The sequence below is a fragment of the Methanobacterium sp. BAmetb5 genome, from assembly GCF_003491305.1.
Taxonomy (GTDB): Archaea; Methanobacteriota; Methanobacteria; order Methanobacteriales; family Methanobacteriaceae; genus Methanobacterium.
Window position 1 is genome coordinate 391,863 of sequence record NZ_CP022706.1, and the last position, 16,357, is coordinate 408,219.

14 protein-coding genes are annotated in these 16,357 nt (G+C 38.9%); 6 read left to right on the forward strand and 8 right to left on the reverse strand.

Annotation, left to right across the window (positions count from 1 at the left end; genetic code table 11):
* Positions 1–63: 63 nt before the first annotated feature.
* The 4 genes from CIT02_RS01840 to CIT02_RS01855 all read left to right on the forward strand — a co-directional run bounded on the left by CIT02_RS01840 (position 64) and on the right by CIT02_RS01855 (position 5,426).
* Complete coding sequence (locus CIT02_RS01840; RefSeq protein ID WP_292613481.1) at positions 64–1,344, forward strand: serine dehydratase subunit alpha family protein; 1,281 nt, start codon at positions 64–66, stop codon at positions 1,342–1,344.
* 72 nt (positions 1,345–1,416) lie between these two features.
* The gene (locus tag CIT02_RS01845) at positions 1,417–3,468 is read left to right on the forward strand and encodes a CHASE4 domain-containing protein (protein ID WP_292613483.1); all 2,052 of its coding nucleotides are present in this window, start codon (positions 1,417–1,419) and stop codon (positions 3,466–3,468) included.
* Positions 3,469–3,504: 36 nt separating this feature from the next.
* Positions 3,505–4,308: an alpha/beta fold hydrolase gene (locus CIT02_RS01850; RefSeq protein ID WP_292613485.1), complete on the forward strand. Its 804-nt coding sequence runs from the start codon at positions 3,505–3,507 to the stop codon at positions 4,306–4,308.
* A gap of 122 nt (positions 4,309–4,430) precedes the next feature.
* Positions 4,431–5,426, forward strand: a complete 996-nt coding sequence (locus CIT02_RS01855; protein WP_292613487.1) for a magnesium transporter — start codon at positions 4,431–4,433, stop codon at positions 5,424–5,426.
* Positions 5,427–5,725: 299 nt separating this feature from the next.
* Here CIT02_RS01855 and CIT02_RS01860 read toward each other — a convergent pair whose 3' ends face one another.
* The 4 genes from CIT02_RS01860 to CIT02_RS01875 form a co-directional block, all read right to left on the reverse strand.
* Positions 5,726–5,878, reverse strand: coding sequence for a hypothetical protein (locus CIT02_RS01860; RefSeq protein ID WP_292613489.1), 153 nt, complete (start codon positions 5,876–5,878; stop codon positions 5,726–5,728).
* Positions 5,879–5,908: 30 nt separating this feature from the next.
* Complete coding sequence (locus CIT02_RS01865) at positions 5,909–6,088, reverse strand: hypothetical protein (protein ID WP_292613491.1); 180 nt, start codon at positions 6,086–6,088, stop codon at positions 5,909–5,911.
* Between the two features lie 402 nt (positions 6,089–6,490).
* Positions 6,491–7,150 (reverse strand): ribonuclease III, encoded by a 660-nt coding sequence (gene rnc, locus CIT02_RS01870; RefSeq protein WP_292613493.1) that lies wholly within the window; start codon positions 7,148–7,150, stop codon positions 6,491–6,493.
* A 158-nt stretch (positions 7,151–7,308) separates the two neighbouring features.
* Positions 7,309–8,154 carry a carotenoid biosynthesis protein gene (locus CIT02_RS01875; protein WP_292613495.1) on the reverse strand — a complete coding sequence of 282 codons (846 nt, stop codon included), beginning with the start codon at positions 8,152–8,154 and terminating at the stop codon, positions 7,309–7,311.
* A 309-nt stretch (positions 8,155–8,463) separates the two neighbouring features.
* Here CIT02_RS01875 and CIT02_RS01880 point away from each other — a divergent pair, with 309 nt between their 5' ends.
* Complete coding sequence (locus tag CIT02_RS01880) at positions 8,464–9,084, forward strand: MFS transporter (protein ID WP_292613497.1); 621 nt, start codon at positions 8,464–8,466, stop codon at positions 9,082–9,084.
* A gap of 29 nt (positions 9,085–9,113) precedes the next feature.
* Here the strand turns inward: CIT02_RS01880 and CIT02_RS01885 are convergent, their stop codons facing one another.
* A complete protein-coding gene (locus CIT02_RS01885) occupies positions 9,114–9,887 on the reverse strand; it encodes a phosphatase PAP2 family protein (RefSeq protein WP_292613499.1) in 774 nt (257 codons plus the stop codon).
* Between the two features lie 188 nt (positions 9,888–10,075).
* Here CIT02_RS01885 and CIT02_RS01890 point away from each other — a divergent pair, with 188 nt between their 5' ends.
* Positions 10,076–10,375 carry a hypothetical protein gene (locus CIT02_RS01890; protein WP_292613502.1) on the forward strand — a complete coding sequence of 100 codons (300 nt, stop codon included), beginning with the start codon at positions 10,076–10,078 and terminating at the stop codon, positions 10,373–10,375.
* A 72-nt stretch (positions 10,376–10,447) separates the two neighbouring features.
* Here the strand turns inward: CIT02_RS01890 and CIT02_RS01895 are convergent, their stop codons facing one another.
* The 3 genes from CIT02_RS01895 to CIT02_RS01905 form a co-directional block, all read right to left on the reverse strand.
* Positions 10,448–13,486: a PAS domain S-box protein gene (locus CIT02_RS01895; protein ID WP_292613504.1), complete on the reverse strand. Its 3,039-nt coding sequence runs from the start codon at positions 13,484–13,486 to the stop codon at positions 10,448–10,450.
* Positions 13,487–14,261: 775 nt separating this feature from the next.
* Positions 14,262–15,590: an ATP-binding protein gene (locus tag CIT02_RS01900; RefSeq protein WP_292613506.1), complete on the reverse strand. Its 1,329-nt coding sequence runs from the start codon at positions 15,588–15,590 to the stop codon at positions 14,262–14,264.
* A gap of 112 nt (positions 15,591–15,702) precedes the next feature.
* On the reverse strand, positions 15,703–16,347 hold the full coding sequence (locus CIT02_RS01905) for an MBL fold metallo-hydrolase (protein WP_292613507.1): 645 nt from the start codon (positions 16,345–16,347) through the stop codon (positions 15,703–15,705).
* Positions 16,348–16,357 lie beyond the last annotated feature (10 nt).

The window sequence follows — 16,357 nt, forward strand, 5'->3', positions numbered from 1 at the left end:
CTTACATTAAAATGTAAAAGTTTTAATATATAAAGGTATCTATAAGGTAGTAGGAGGATTAGTATGGATGAATCAAAATACACTGCGATTTTAAACCAAGAATTAGTGAACTCCCTGGGATGTACCGAACCCATTGCTTTTAGTTACGCTACAGCAGTGGCCCGGAAATATGCTAACCACGGAATTGTCACCCGGGTGCAGATAAATGCCAGCCCAAATCTCATTAAAAATGCAATGGCAGTTACTCTCCCCGGAACCAGTCCCTTTGAGATAAATCTTTCATCACCCCTTATGGCTGCTGCTTTAGGAATTATCAATCCTGAAACCAATAAAAATCTGGAGATTTTAAACCATATAAGCAAATCCCAAATTGAAAACGCCAAAGAAATGATAAGCGAGGGTATAATATCCTTAAACATTGCCAAGTCAAAATCCAAATTATATCTGGAGGTGATCCTTGAAACCAATGATTCACGGGTCAAAGTTGTGGTGGCTGATTCCCACACCAATGTGGTGTTAGTGGAAGTTAATGGACAGATAATTAGAAGAAAATCCCCCTCTTATAATATGGAAAAGAACGAAGACATGGATATAGAAGGTATCTTGAATTTCGTTGAAGCTGTTGACCCCTGTAAACTGGATATTATCCACAAAAGTATTGAAATCAACAAGAAAATATGTAAAGAAGGATTAAAAAAATCCTACGGACTCCAGGTAGGTATCAATATTAAAGGAAATAGAGATAACGGATTTTTTTCCAATGACATCATTTCCCAGGCAATAGCCTTCACTGCCGCCGGATCCGATGCCCGAATGTCAGGTTGCTCTTTACCGGCCATGAGTAACTCCGGAAGTGGAAATCAGGGCATTTCCAGTACCATCCCCGTGGTTATCGTTGGCGAAAAACTTGATCTACCATCAGAAATGTTAATAAAGGCAGTTACCTTGAGTAATCTGATCACCATCTATATAAAATCACATTTTGGACTATTATCCCCCATGTGCGGCGCTATTATCTCTGCCACCGGTGCCAGTTGCGGTATAACCTATTTATTAGGAGGTAAAAAATCAGAAATTAGATCCGCCCTGCAGATCATGCTGGCCAACCTCACTGGAATGATCTGTGATGGTGCCAAATCAGGATGCGCACTAAAAATAGCAACCTGCACCTATTCCGCCATCCAATCCGCACTCCTGGCAATTAATGGTGTTAAAATACCAACTAAAGAGGGTATTATGGGAGAAACAGCTGAAAAAACCATTGAAAATTTTTGCAACCTGGCTAACAAAGGAATGGTACCGGTAGATGATCAGATTCTGGAAATAATATTGCAAAAGACCTAACTACCATAGGGATATTAACTAGTTATAATTAAAAAAATAAATATTTGATTAATTTGTTTAAGGACGCTTTATATGAAATTGCGTGGAAAAATTTTAATCATCATTGCCTTGATTTTTCTTTTAGTGGTAGCCAGTTTTCTGGTTATTTCCGAGGCTATTTTCACGGCCAGTTCCACGGAAACCGAAAACCAGTACACCACCATGGTCCTAAACAATACATTGAATGCATTGAATGATGATTTATCCAATTTAAATAACACTGCAAATGATTGGTCACAGTATGATGCTGCTTATGAATTTGTTAGTGGTAGTAATCCCAGTTTCAAAGAGCGCAGCCTGTTAGATGCTACTTTTTCCAGGCTTAACCTTAACCTAATTATCTTCACCGATGAAAATGGAAATATCCTCTTTGCCAAGGCCCTGGACCTGCAGACAATGAGTGATATACCTTTACCCCTTAACCTGAGTGAGGAAATTACCTACAACAACCTGACCCAGAATAGTAAAGATAGCTCTGGATTCATATTTATCAATGGAACACCCCTGATTGTGGTGTCCAAACCAGTTCTAAAAAGTGACGGGCAGGGACCAGCCCAGGGAACTCTGATAATGGGGCGATACTTAAATGAATTTGAACTGGAAAACCTGTCAGAAAATGCAAACATCACCCTAATACCTTTAACCAGTTCTAATTTACCAATGGACATACAAAGTCTGGTTAACTCACCCACCTATGTACAGGCCGTTAACACCAGCACCACTGTAGGTTACAGTTTACTGTACGGGATTTCTGGCCATCCTTCCATGATTTTAAAGGTGGAAATTCCCCGTATGATCTACAAGACCTATGAAAAAGCCACCTTTTACCTTACTCTGTCCATTGTAATTGTGGGTATTATGGCGGCCATTCTGGTTTACTATAATATAGATAAAAACCTCCTGCGTAGACTGGAAAAAATAACCACCAGTGTCCTGAAAATAAAAAATACCAATGATCTCTCCTCCCGGATTCCAGTTCTGGGTGATGATGAACTGTCACATCTGGCACTTTCCGTTAATGAAATGTTACAATCCCTGGAAAAATCCAATATCCAGCTTGAAAAGAGCGAGGAAGGATATCGGACCATCTTTGAAAACACCGGCACGGCCATGATAATGATCAACGCCGACCTGGATATAATTCTTGCCAACTCTGAATTTCAAAGGATATTTGGATTAAAGCCTCACCCTGAGGGTATAGAGAAAAATCTAATGGATTATGTGGTTACTGGAGATGGGAATAAACTCCGAAAGCTCACCCATCAACTCCGGGAAAGCAAGCCAACTAAGGTTATCCAAAATTCACAGTTCCAGTTATTGAATAAAAATGGAAGTGTAAGGGACTTTTTCGCCACACTGGGATATATTTCCGGGGATGATGAGACCTTGATATCCCTTATTGATGTAACTGAGCATAACCAGGCAGTGAATCACATTAAAAGTTCTCTCCAGGAGAAGGAGATTTTATTAAGGGAAATACATCACCGGGTGAAAAATAATTTGCAGATAATATCAGCCCTGCTGATGCTTCAGGCAGAAGAAACCGACAACCAGGAACTCCTTCTTAAGTATAAGGAAAGTGAAAATCGTATCCATTCCATGGCTTTGATCCACGAACGCATGTACCAATCCCAGGATTTATCCAGTATTGATGTTAAAGACTATGTGGATAGCCTGATCCATGACCTGACCTATTCCTATGGATTTGATTCACCCGGGCATGAAATGAAGGTAGATGTGGGTGAATTCTCTTTAAGTATGGAAACCATAATGCCACTGGGCCTGATAATCAACGAATTGGTATCAAACAGCATGAAATACGCATTTAAAGGTGTGGAAGAGGATGAAACTAAACTAATCAGTGTACGATTACAGGCAGTGGAGAATGAAGAGTACCAGCTGGAAGTGTGTGATAATGGAATTGGCCTACCTGAAGATATTGACTTCAAAAACACCAGCTCACTGGGTTTACAATTAGTTAATGAATTAACCAAACAGTTAGATGGTACAATTAAAGTTGTAGTTGACCATGGAACCAGATTTATCATCTCTTTCCAGGAGCCAGAATATAAAGAAAGATTTTAAAATCCTACCAGGTAATTTAAATAATAGAGTTAACCTATGAACTTCTTAAAACTAGAAAATTGTGATTTATACTATCAGGATGCAGGTAGCGGTGATCCTGTTGTATTAGTACACGGAATGGGTAGTGACCATACTGCCTGGGGAGGTCTGGTTCCCCTGCTCCAGACAAACTACCGGGCACTGGCGGTGGATCTACGGGGCCATGGATACTCCTGCAAAACTCCCGGTCCCTACTCTCTGGATCTCTTTGCCACTGATCTGTTAAAGTTACTGGAATCACTGGACATTGAAAAAGCCCATTTCCTGGGCCATTCCCTGGGTGGAGCAGTCTTACTGGAACTGGCTCTCCAGCACCCGGAAAAGATGTATTCCCTGACTCTCATATCCAGTTTTGCCCAGGTAGACCCGCCACTGGAAATAATATTAAACAAACTCCTTAAAATCCTTAAAGAGCAGGGTTATGAGGCCTTTTTTGATGCCTGCCTTCCTCTTACCTACACCCCGGAGTTTCTGGAGGAAAACCAGGAAACCTTTTCTTTGATTAAAGCCACCACCAGGCAAATGGTATCTCTCGCCAGTTTAACCGACACCCTCCAGGCTTGTCTACAGATCGACCTTAAAGACAGCTTGAATGAAATAAAAGTTCCCGCACTGGTTATTGCTGGTTCTGAAGATACATTTACCCCTTCTCACCATGGGATTTTCATTAAGAATAACCTAAAACAGGGAAAAATGGCAACTATGGAAGGTGTTGGTCATAATCTGCTGGTGGAACAACCAGGGAAAACTTATTCTTTACTGCAAGATTTCTTAAAGGAATTCGGATTTAAAACAGATTAACGAATAACTTGAAGTGGAGATTAAAAGTATTCTAGTTTTTTTTCTTATCCCGTAATTAAATGTTTAAACTGAGGATAACATAGATTACTCACACTATTGTGATCACAACGGAGTCAACAGCTATGGAATCAACCACTGAATACCCTATAAAAACTGCTGGATATAATATGGTGAATGATGTTCCTGTTTTTAATGAAGATAACATGCTGGCTGACATTGAAAAGGCACTGGAGGATTCAGCTCACCAGTTTACCACTCTGGATTACATTTACCTCACTGAAGAAGATAACACCCTGGTCGGTGTTATTTCCATTAAAAATCTGATGGCTTGTGGGGATAAAAGTCTAAAAGCCAGGGATATTATGATCCGTGACATGGTTACCACTGATGTTACCAATGATCAGGAAAACGTGGTTTACCTGGCCCTTTCCCATGGTTTAAAATCCATTCCCGTGGTGAACGAAGAAAAGGGTTTTATGGGAGTGGTACCATACGATACCATACTCCAGATATTCAACCATGAGGTGCAGAGTGATGTGTTCAACTTTGGTGGAATATTCCACCGTGTGGGGGATGAATACACCACCATACATTCTTCAGCCCTCCACATGATACGTTCACGCCTTCCCTGGCTTATCATTGGAGTTATTGGGGGTACACTGGCCGCATCCCTGATTGCTCAGTTTGAAGAACTTCTCTCCAGTTTCATTGCCCTGGCCAGCTTCATACCGGTGATGGTGTACATGAGTGATGCTGCCGGGGCCCAGACCGAAGCCCTGATAATCCGTAGCATGGCCCTGGAATCCCATCTCAATGTTCGAAAATACCTGGCCCGGGAAGTAGTGGTAGCCACCACCCTCGCCGCTGTATCCGGTTTGTTTGCTGCTTTTTTAGCTTACATGACCCGTCAAAGTCTAATATTGGGAGTTATTATTTTCTTGGCACTGTTTTTAAGCATCATTGCCTCGGTTACCATTAACACCTTTGCTCCCATAATTTTAAAGAAATTTAACTACGACCCGGCATTGGCCACCGGACCACTGGCCACCATATTCAGTGATATAGCTACCCTGGCCATTTATCTGGCAGTGGCCATGACCTTACTCCGTGGAGCTTGATTCAAATTAAACCTGGCCCAAAAAAAGTTAACCTCCACCATTTGGTAACATTAACTAATTTAATTAGGGTTTAACAACAGAATATAATAAGAATTGTGGGGGCAATTATGAATCCATTGGGGGGACAATATTGGGGGAAAAATTCTATTTACTGGGTTTAATAACGCTTTTATCATCATTAATTATAGTGGGGAGTAGTTTAACTTCATTCGATTCTTCAGATTCGCCAGTAATATCTAATGTGATTGTTAATGCTGGTTTTACTTATTACTGGGAGAATTATGCCTATTCTGGTGATCTTAATACCATTTTTCCCCCACGTTTCCTGTCACCAGCTCCCCTTCGTCCACTCTCCCCGGAATCAACTCGGTGTCTTTCACCTTATCCCTCCCGGATGTTATCCAGTTCTCCCTTAAGACCATTATCGCAGATTTCCCCTCGAATTCTATCATCACTAACCTGGAGACCGCTATCAACCACAGTTACTCGTCCACTTTCCCCATCAACAGAAAGAGACCTTTCGACCGGGTCACCACGGCCTTTATCCTCTTCACCTCAACGTACTCTCTCCCCTTACCCAAAAAGACCATTATCCAGTCCGGTGAAAAGAGAATTATCACCTCCCACCACCCGACCTTTATCACCAGCGCCAGTACGACCACTTTAAGCTTATTATCTAATTTTTTTATTCCAGAATCTAAATTCTCGCTTATTTCTCCTGTTATTCCTAAATCGAAATTAAGGATAAAAAAACTTTTAATTTAAAGACTGGAGTGAGGGATAGTGTTGTTCACATAAAGTAAATTAACATCAATATTACTATCATGATAAAAAAATGTTCTTAAAAATTAATAATGTTGGGATAAAGTTATATTGTTGGAAGATTAATAGGGGTTTGAAGAATTAATTTTTGGAGGACCAATATTACATGAACAACAGGGAAACTATATTCATTGTTGGAATTTTTTCCATAACCCTCATTGTGGGATTTGCCATGAGCATTATTAAATTTTAATTTATTTCCAATGGTAATTGAAAAAAAAATCATTAATAATATCCCCTTTTTAAAAATTAAAGTTAATAAGAGCCATCTTGGCTGCATTCTGCTCTGCTTCTTTTTTACTTCCCCCACTACCAGTTCCGTAGCTTTCTCCATTGATAAGTGCAGCCATGGTGAAGGTTTTGTTATGGGGTTCTCCTTCCTCGTGGATCAGATCATAGGTTAAATCCAAGCTCTCATGGTCGCAAAGCTGATTCAATTCAGATTTGTAATCATAGAAAAATACATCTTTCTGTTCTATGTGGGGCAGCACAGTTTGGGAGAGGAACTCTTTCACCGGTCCCAGACCGAGGTCCAAATACAGGGCCCCGATAAAAGATTCAAAAACATCGGCAACTACTGAATCTACTTCCCGCCTAGTTAGTTCTGCACCGGCACCCATTTTAGTGTACTGGTCCAATCCCCATTCCGTAGAGTAGGCATAAAGTGCCTGTTTGCATACGAAGTTAGCACGTATACGGGTTAGTTCACCTTCATTTAACCCTGGATCCATTTTATATAAAAATTCAGAGACCACCAGATCCAGTACGGCATCCCCCAGAAATTCTAGGCGTTCATAACATTCACTGAGACCGTGTTCATGGGAATAGGACTCATGTAAAAAAGCCAGCTCGTAAAGATGGGTATCATTGGGTTTAATTGAAAAATTATCCAGTAGTTTCATATTATCACTGATCTATATTAGTATATGTTCTAATAGGACTTAAATGAATTTACTTTTTTTTAAAGTATGGTTTAAGGTGACTAAACTGAAAATTGGTTAGTTTCATCTGGCCAATAAATTTGATACAGGCATCCCTATTTGTATAATCCTTTTTACATTTATTTATCCAGTTCCAAGTTGTTGGAGATGTTTATCAGAGCCACCAGGGCCACGAATATCATGGTGAATACGGTAATTAAAGCCATGTCAACGGTGATGTAGTTGTACTGGAAAAATATGAATAATATAGTTCCCAGGGCAGTTATACCATAAACTAAGGCAGCCTCACTCCAGTATGGCTTACTGGTGATTTTCGAACGGATTTTATCATTGATGGTGTCGTATCGGGAAAGGTACAGAGCAAATATCTGGAAGAAAATGTACACCACCAGAAACCAGCCCAAGAAGTTGGAGACCGGAACTCCAAAGTAGGCACCGGGATTGGTCCACACCCACATACCCTGTAAGGTGGAAGAAAGGGGATCAAGAGTTAAATCCCACATAACCATTATAAATGCCGCTATTAATGGTACCAGGAAAATCTGTTTTCCCTGAAGTTTTCTAGCGTACTGACCAGTTAACACATGGGCTAAAGCAAAGGAAAGATATCCCACCGCGAAGTAGGCAAATATGATTATAATGGGAACCGTCATCATCCCCAGGCTGGGTGAGTAATGATAGTATCCAAAGGGGAATCCAGTGGCTATGCTCAGGTTTTCGAAGGTGAAACTCACGGCCCAGGTAATCAGGAAAAAGATTAACATGTTCTTCTTACCATACCTATCCACTCCGTGTAAAACTGCCAGAACAAATATAAATGCAGTGGCCAGGAAGTAATCTACGGCCTGTAAATTGGGATCACTGAATGTGAAAACCATTAAAATGTTAATTACAAAATAAAGTATTATTAAAAACCATCGCAGCTTATTGAAGGAAGTTCTCGGCTTTTTGACTGTGTTAGACATTCAAATTTCCCCCTAAAATCCCCATACTAATATGTAACTAGATTAATCAAAGGCGAATAAATATATTTTGATTATAACCTTTATGGTAGAAATAAAGAGCCTAAAATTAAAAACAAATTTTACTACCCCCACCTTTGAATTCAGGTGAATGGACCTAATACTATATATACTAGGTTTGTCAGTTAATATTGAGAGAATCATACCAGTATAGTGCAACTATAACTGGATTTTTTTTATTCTGGTGATCTAATGGGTTATTTAATCTGTGGTAAATGCAAAAGTTACTATAAACTTCAATCGGGTGAATCTGTGAAGGATTTTACCCGTGAATGTAAATGTGGTGGTAAGTTCAGGTATGTGGAAAATCTGGATATTGTGGATCCTGGTTGGAAGCCTACCACCATCCCCCGGAAAAGTACCAGAACCGAGATTCTGCGAAACAAACTAAAGTCAGTTTCATCCTTCCCCCGGAATTTAAAGTACCGTCTGAATGGATTCTGGAACCGGCTCCTGTACCGATTCCAAAGTGCTCAGAACTGGAATAACACTCAGGGTACCCATGGAAACTACTATGATTATGGGATGAATCCCCTGAATTTCCTCAGAAATGAACTTAATTTAAGAAACATCAGATGGGTTCTAGTTATACCCGTAATAGCAGCTATTACCCTGATACTGACCTTTACTCCAGGTATTCTTACCCTGTTAACCTTTATACTCCTAGTTGTTCTTGGTTACTCATTCAACAACCAGATATTAGGAATTAAAAATGCATTAATTGCCGGAGCCCTTTCTTTCTTCCTGGGAAGTCTTTTTACCGGTTCATTTCTCCTTTTAATTCCTTTCACTATACTGGGCGCTATTAATGGAGCGGTCTGTGGATGGATTGGTGGTTACCTTAAAAAAATTAGATCCCAGAGATCCTTTTAAATTTTTATTAATTTACCTAAAATATTAGTTCAGAGGAAAATTATATCGATAGAAAGTAGTATTAGAAATACTAAAGCGTGTAATTTCTCTTTTTGGAGGTTAAAATTTCCTTTATTTAATAACCATTGCAATGTAATGGCTAAAATAACCATCAATAATATGGCAAGTCCTATTGCAAATAAAACATCAGAAACAAAATGCATACCGGCCAGTATCCGGCTGAAGGAGAGGGTTATGGTAAAAACCAGCAAGATAATTGCTAAAATGATTTTTTCCCGGCTTCTTTTAAAATTTCCATCGCTGGTCAGGAAACAGATTATAAGGGGTAGTGTGGCGGCAAATGCCTGGAATGCATGCCCAGATGGAAAAGAGCTACCTCTTCCAGGGTATAAACCTATAATATCTGGATAAAGTATCCATGGACGGGGAACAGCATAATAATACTTTAAAAGGTCTACCAGGGGAATGCCCATGGCCAGAGTCATCACCGCCAAAAAAATCACCATCCTGTAAGGCTTTAATTTATTGACCTTGAAAGAAGCTAAATACAGGATAGCAAGGGGTGTTCCAATAGCATAAAGCATGTATTTAGTGTAGTAATAACATAAAGATGCTAACCATGGGTCTGTGCGCAGGGTGTTAAAACTTACCAGTAACCAGTGATTAAAATTAGGAATTTGATAGGCAATCAAAGCCGCCAGCCATAAAAGGGATCCACATAAGATTAAAAATAGCTTTTTTTTACTTCCCAACTCAAACAGTTTTATATCTGTACTTGAGAAGTATTCTGAATCGCTTTTCATTTTACTATATCTTAATTTAACAGTTAAAAGCACAATGTGATGTTATGGCCTGTATTTTAATTTTTATGTTATTGTTTGTTAATTCTTATTTTTTATGGTAATATTTCTCCTTTAACCTAACAATTTTCAATCACCGGTATTCCATAGAATCCAAAAAATTATTATCGTATCAATCTATAATTAATAACATGAAATCTACTATCTATCTGAAATGTCCACAGTGCCGTGAACATGGCCTCCTCATTGAACGGCAGGGGAAATATTTCTGTGCCAATTGTATGTACGATTACACACAATTGAATGATGACCGGGGTAAACTAGATGAAATTTTATTAGAAAATATAAGAGAAGGGGGTTTTGGTTTTCCATTTAGCGCTGCCTTGTATGAACGGGTAACCCTTGTCTCTCCCCAGGACGCAATGGAGTATGTCAAAAGGTTAGCCGAAGATAATAATATCGAATTAATGCCCAGTAAAGGGATATTTTAAAGCTTTTTTGGCCCTTTTAGTTTATCTTAGTTTTAGTTTTCAGAATGTAATATTCCAAAATTTATTTAACTATTATTTAACTATATTTCCAATTTTATTTTCCTTAAACTTAATTACAAATTCAGTACCATTGTCACGGTTTAATTCAATTTCACCGTCAATCTGACTAGTTAAACCGTTAATTAACTGCATACCTAGTGAACTGGTGTTTCTAAAGTCTAAATCTGACGGTATTCCCACTCCGTCATCACCCACTTTTAAGACATAAGTATCATCTTTTTTGGACAGATCAATGAAAACTTTGCCTTCCATATCTCCAGGGAAGCCGTACTTCATGGAATTAGTAATCAGTTCGTTTAATATTAAACCCAGAGGAATGGCAGTGTTAATATCAATATCCACATCTTCAACATCCAGGAGGAGTTTTACTCGTTCGCGATCTTTCACATAACTTTGGTAAAGATCCCGGGCTAAAGTGGTGATATATTCTTTAAATCCGATATTTTTTAGGTCTGTAGACTCATAAAGCCGTTGATGGATTAAAGCCATGGATTGAGCTCGGTCTTGACTTTCTTTGAAGATTTCCTTGGACTCCTGATCCTTTAGGTAATTGGCCTGAAGATTCAATAGACTGGAAATAATCATCAAATTATTCTTAACCCTATGATGGATCTCCTTAAGAAGCATCTCTTTTTCTTCTATAGATTTTTTTAGTTTTTCTTCAAAGTCTTTACGCTCACTTAAATCTGTCATCACATTTATTACTGCTTCTGGCTTACCTGATGCCCCTTGGATTGGTGCTATAGATAGGGACATGAAAATTTTTGATCCATCTTTTTTTACCACTTCAACCTCAAATGGTGTTAAAAGTGGGTTGAATAAAGTTTCTTTTCCATTTCTTAATCGATCTAACTCTATATGGAGTTTTTCAATAAAATCTAGAGGAACAGTAGGTGATGGTTTGCCAATTACTTCTTTTTCTGTCCATCCAAAAATTCTTTCAGCCGCAGGACTCCAACGATGCACTCGACCATCAAAATCAAGAACAATGATTGCTGCAGGTGAGGATTCAATGATCCGTTCCAGTTCCGCTTTAGTACTTTCTAGATCCTCTTCAACCTTTCTAATTTCAGTTATATCCTGAGTGACACCTCTATTTCCAATTTTTTTGTTATTCTCATCATATATAGCCTTTAATCGAAGTGAAATGAATCTGCTTTCACCATCACCCCTAACTATCCCATGTTGGATGGTGCTGATAATATCCGGGTCATCGATTTCTAAGATCTTGGCCGATTTTTTTTCTACATACTCCTTTTCTGCAGGGGGAACGAAACGATTGATATATTCCGCTGAGGACATTTGGTATCCTCCCTGTTCTTGGGCATTGGTTCCGTACAATGCATAAAAATGGTCATCAAAGGTGAACATGTCAGTTTTAATATCATATTCCCATTTCACCAGTTTTGCCATGTCCATACTCATTAAAAGCAGATCCTGGTTTAATTTGAGCTGGTCTTCAACGATTTTAAGTTCAGTTATGTCCTGATTGACACCTCTAGTCCCAATTTTATTGCCATTTTCATCGAACATGATTTTGAAACGAACCTGCAGGAATCTTCTTTCGCCATCTGCCCTAATCATCCAGTGTTGAGGTGTGCTTATAAAATCAGGATCATCCACTTCAAAGGTCTTGGCAAACTCTTTATCCATTGTTTCATAGGAACCCGGATCAACGAAACGTTCGGTATATTCTTGTCCAGAAATCATGTTACCGCCTTCTTCTTCAGCAGAAGTGCCATATAATGCATAAAACTGGTCATCGAAGGTGAATAGATCTTTTTCAGTGTTGTATTCCCAGTAAACCATATTAGCCATATCCATACCCATCATCAGACGATCTTCACTCCATCGAAGTTTTTCATCGGCTAGTTTACGTAAGGTAATATCACGTGATACTGCAGACAGTTTTTCTGGTTTGCCATTGGCGTCTAGGATGGGGGTTACGATTACGTCCCACCATTTTGGTGTTCCTTTTAGGGTTGGGCAGTAGGCAGTAAATCGGGCAGTTTTCCCTTCTCTGGCTCTGGTAATGGCTTTGCGTGCATCTGGTTGAAATTCATCAGAGTAAAAATCAATTAGACTTGTATTTAAAATGGAACTTACATCATCAACTTCCATTAGGTTCTGTCCACCCTCACTCATCATTAATAGGTTACCTTCCAGGTCAAGGACTTTAATGCAATCCGGACTTGCGGCAATAATACTGCGGTTGAATTCCTCACTTTCCCGGAGAGCATCTTCAACCTTCTTACGTTTGCTTATATCCCTACTAACACCCATTATCTGGGAAACTTTTCCATTATCAGTAAGTAAGGTGGTTACTACTTCAGTAGGCACTGTACTGCCATCTTTTTTCGTTAAGTCTATTAAATCTGAGCGTACTATTGCAGATTCATCTCCAGATTCCAGAGCATTGATCCGTTCTAAAGTCATTTTAGCAACAAATTGGAATGTTTCAGACCCCATAATCGTTTCTAAAGATTTATTTAATAATTCCTCCGCTTTATAACCCACTAAATTGAATATAGAAGGACTTATGAAGTTGATTGAATATGATTGGATGTCGTAGATCCATATAACGTCACTGGTGTTCTCAGATATAAGACGATATTTATTAAGACTTTCATTTAAGGTCTCTTCTGCTAATTTACGTTCAGTTATATCCCTGGAGATTGATAGAATCACATCTCTTCCATCGATCTGGAACAAGCTGTTACTGGTCTCTACTGGGATTCTTTCACCATTTTTGGTGATGAATTCCGTTTCAAAATAGCTTTTCCCACTTTTGATCCTATAAGTGTCTTCCTGAATATCAGACCTTTTATCCGGAACTATTAAATCATCTAGTCCCAACTTTAAAAACTCATCACGGGAGTAACCCAATTTTTCCAGTCCAGATTTATTAATTTCAATAAAATTTCCTGGCTGGCGGTTTTCAAAGGAAATTATGGTAATTATGTCCGGAGTATGATTAAAAAATTCCTGGAACTGTATTTTGGTTATATCCAATTTTCCCGGTTCAATGGTACTTTTTTCTTCAGTATCCATATTTTTTCCCCCAGACGTAGAAAATAAATCACCCTAAATTTAATGCCCAAGATTTGAAATATTAATTAATGAAAATAATAATGCATGAAAGGTTAAATTGGTAGGTTTAATCTTTAATGGTTTATATTAGTATTTACTCAAATTATTATATATTTTTTCGCTCTGTCATTTATGTGTCCATATTGTTAGATGTGATCACAGTGCTTTTTCAAACAATAAGGCCATAAATATTCAAGTTTTTTAGTTACTTCGTAATATCATGGTTTAACGAAGTAAATTTATTAAATTTTTAATAAATTTTTAATAATATCTTTGTGTGAATATCCTTGAACAAAAATCCTCGAACTTGCCATATTTTTACCAGTGAGGCTATATGAAGTGGATCATTTACAGGGATTTCTCATATTTTTAATATTTCAATAAAATCCATCATTCATTTGGGCTGGAAAAAAATATTGTAGACTTAAAAAAATAATCATCATCCCAAATTATTCCTCACTAGAAATTAACAGATCATTTATAGAAGTAGAAATAATATTAAGATGGGATGCACTGGTGTACTTCGTGTCAACCTCAAATTCCTGCCAGTGCACTCCTACTTTTTACCGTCTAGTTTTTGATTGATCCAAAAAAGAATAAATCTATTACCGGTGTAGTTGAAGTTGAATTCTATTACCGGTGTAGTTGAATGTCCGATATGTCCGTTATATTGTCCGATATCAACCCACTGCCTGTCCAATATCCGCCACGACCCACTAAATGGAACATTCCTTATTCAGTAAAGTTCATAACTCCGCCCTTTTTTCTCTCCAATAGCACGGACAAGTTTTTTATCCACCAAGTCAGCCAAATATCGTCTTAATGTTCGTTCAGTTATTCCAGGAGAAATACGAAGGAAATCGGACATGGTTAAAGAACCGTGTTCCTGCATATAAGATACGGCCTGTATCTGGCTGCGATTAAGACCCAGACTTTTTAAATATTCCATGTCGTAGACATTTTTCATCATATAAACTGAAAATCCAGCGAATTCTTCTTTAAATTCTGGTTTAGGGAGACCGGCATCTTTTAAAGATCGGATCATCCGGCGAATACCGGATCCATGAACTTCAACCATACCCGCCTTGAAGAACATCTCCGCAATTAGAGGATTTCGAGGGGATGAAGGATGGGCCTCTTTGAGTTTTTCAATGGTCAATCCCCCGAAAAGTTCTCCCGGGTTAAAGAACCATATCTGGTCATCAAAGATCTTAATCTGGGTCTGGATCTGGGATTTAAAGTAGTCCCGGTGGACAATGGAGTTTATCAAAGCTTCACGTATGGCCTTGAGAGGGTAATCCCATACTTCTTCCCGAATCAATTTGCCCTTGATTTCGAATTTAACATTGATTGAATTTTTTATGGCTTCTTCAGCTTCTTCAGCCTGCTGGAACAGGTTCCCGGTAATTCTTCGATCAAAGATACTGACCTCATCCTTGAATCTGATGACCCGTACCAGTGCATTGGTGAAGTACTTCTGGGGGTCTTTACCAAAAAGGATAACTGCTGCATTGGTTAATTTACCATTAACAATCAGGTTGAGGCCTTTGAGAATTTGCCAGGTGTCTTCATCCTCATCGGCAATCCTATCTCTTTTGGCCGCCCGGCTGATGAACCTGGCCACAGATTCAGCATCTATTTCCTCCAGGGTAGCATCGTTGGTCAGACCATCCCAGTTACTGCCCCTTAGAAAGAAATCCCTTAATTTATCACCCAGTATAGGGGTGGTTTTAGTTCCCTCACGTCTAAAGTATATCCCATTGTAGGAGATAGGGTTGGAACTTTTTTCCACTTCAATACACAAAACCTTCTTTTTTTCCCAGGTAAAACAGGAAATATGAGGACGTATACCCATTTTACTGGTTATTTTAGCGGTTATGGTGCGCACATTTTTCTCACTGCAATCAAAACCAGTGACTTCTCCCTTATCCGAGACTCCGCAGAATAAACTACCTCCACTGGTGTTGGAAAATGCGGATACTGCCCGGAAACCATGTTCATTCATGGATTCTGTAAATTCTACTTGGGTTCCTTTGCCTTCGTCTAAAATTCTGGAGAAATTCATTATAAAGCTCCAATTTCACTTATATTTTTTAAGTCCACCATAACCCTTGGGTTTTAAGATTTATACATCTTCCTATACTTCTTTCGGGTTATACCAGTAAAGGGGGTGGTGATTATTTCAGTAGATTATCCAGATTCAATTTACCCTCCACTTTTAAAGGCTCCCCGTGGGCCGGGCAGACCCAGCTGAACTCACAGTCCTGTATGAGTTCCAGGGAGCTTCTCAGAACTTCATCGTCCCAGTTCATAAAGGATTTCATGGGAGTAATTTCGCCATGGGATGTTCTAAAAAGGTCTCCAGCCAATAAAACGTCTTTGTATAATAAGCATACGTGGCCGGGGGTGTGTCCTGGAGTGGGTATAACTTTCACTCCATCCATGCCCAGTTTTCCATCTTCAGGGTAAGTATTTATCTTATCCGGCTTTTCCACCCTCATGATAAATGAAATTAACCTTTTTATTCCCGGACGGTTTATATCTTGGTAGATGTAAGGGATATCTCCCGCAGATGCCCATATTTTGGCCCCAGTTTCCTTTTGCATGAAGGCCAGGCTCCCTACATGGTCCACATCGTGGTGGGTGATAAGGATATGCTGGATCTTGTCTGGTTTTACCCCTATAGTTTTCAAATCTTTTAATATTCCTTTACCCTGCCCCGGACGTCCGGTGTCAATTAAAATAGTTTCTTCACCCCTAATTAGGTAGGCATAGTTTCCTTTAGTTGAATTTAGGGCATAAACTTCATTAGTTATCTGCAAAACATGACCT

Coding starts and splice junctions, on each gene's coding strand:
- CIT02_RS01840 (WP_292613481.1), top strand. CDS start 64: ATGGATGAATCAAAATACACTGCGATTTTAAACCAAGAATTAGTGAAC.
- CIT02_RS01845 (WP_292613483.1), top strand. CDS start 1,417: ATGAAATTGCGTGGAAAAATTTTAATCATCATTGCCTTGATTTTTCTT.
- CIT02_RS01850 (WP_292613485.1), top strand. CDS start 3,505: ATGAACTTCTTAAAACTAGAAAATTGTGATTTATACTATCAGGATGCA.
- CIT02_RS01855 (WP_292613487.1), top strand. CDS start 4,431: ATGGAATCAACCACTGAATACCCTATAAAAACTGCTGGATATAATATG.
- CIT02_RS01860 (WP_292613489.1), bottom strand. CDS start 5,878: ATGATAGAATTCGAGGGGAAATCTGCGATAATGGTCTTAAGGGAGAAC.
- rnc (WP_292613493.1), bottom strand. CDS start 7,150: ATGAAACTACTGGATAATTTTTCAATTAAACCCAATGATACCCATCTT.
- CIT02_RS01875 (WP_292613495.1), bottom strand. CDS start 8,154: ATGTCTAACACAGTCAAAAAGCCGAGAACTTCCTTCAATAAGCTGCGA.
- CIT02_RS01885 (WP_292613499.1), bottom strand. CDS start 9,887: ATGAAAAGCGATTCAGAATACTTCTCAAGTACAGATATAAAACTGTTT.
- CIT02_RS01890 (WP_292613502.1), top strand. CDS start 10,076: ATGAAATCTACTATCTATCTGAAATGTCCACAGTGCCGTGAACATGGC.
- CIT02_RS01895 (WP_292613504.1), bottom strand. CDS start 13,486: ATGGATACTGAAGAAAAAAGTACCATTGAACCGGGAAAATTGGATATA.
- CIT02_RS01900 (WP_292613506.1), bottom strand. CDS start 15,590: ATGAATTTCTCCAGAATTTTAGACGAAGGCAAAGGAACCCAAGTAGAA.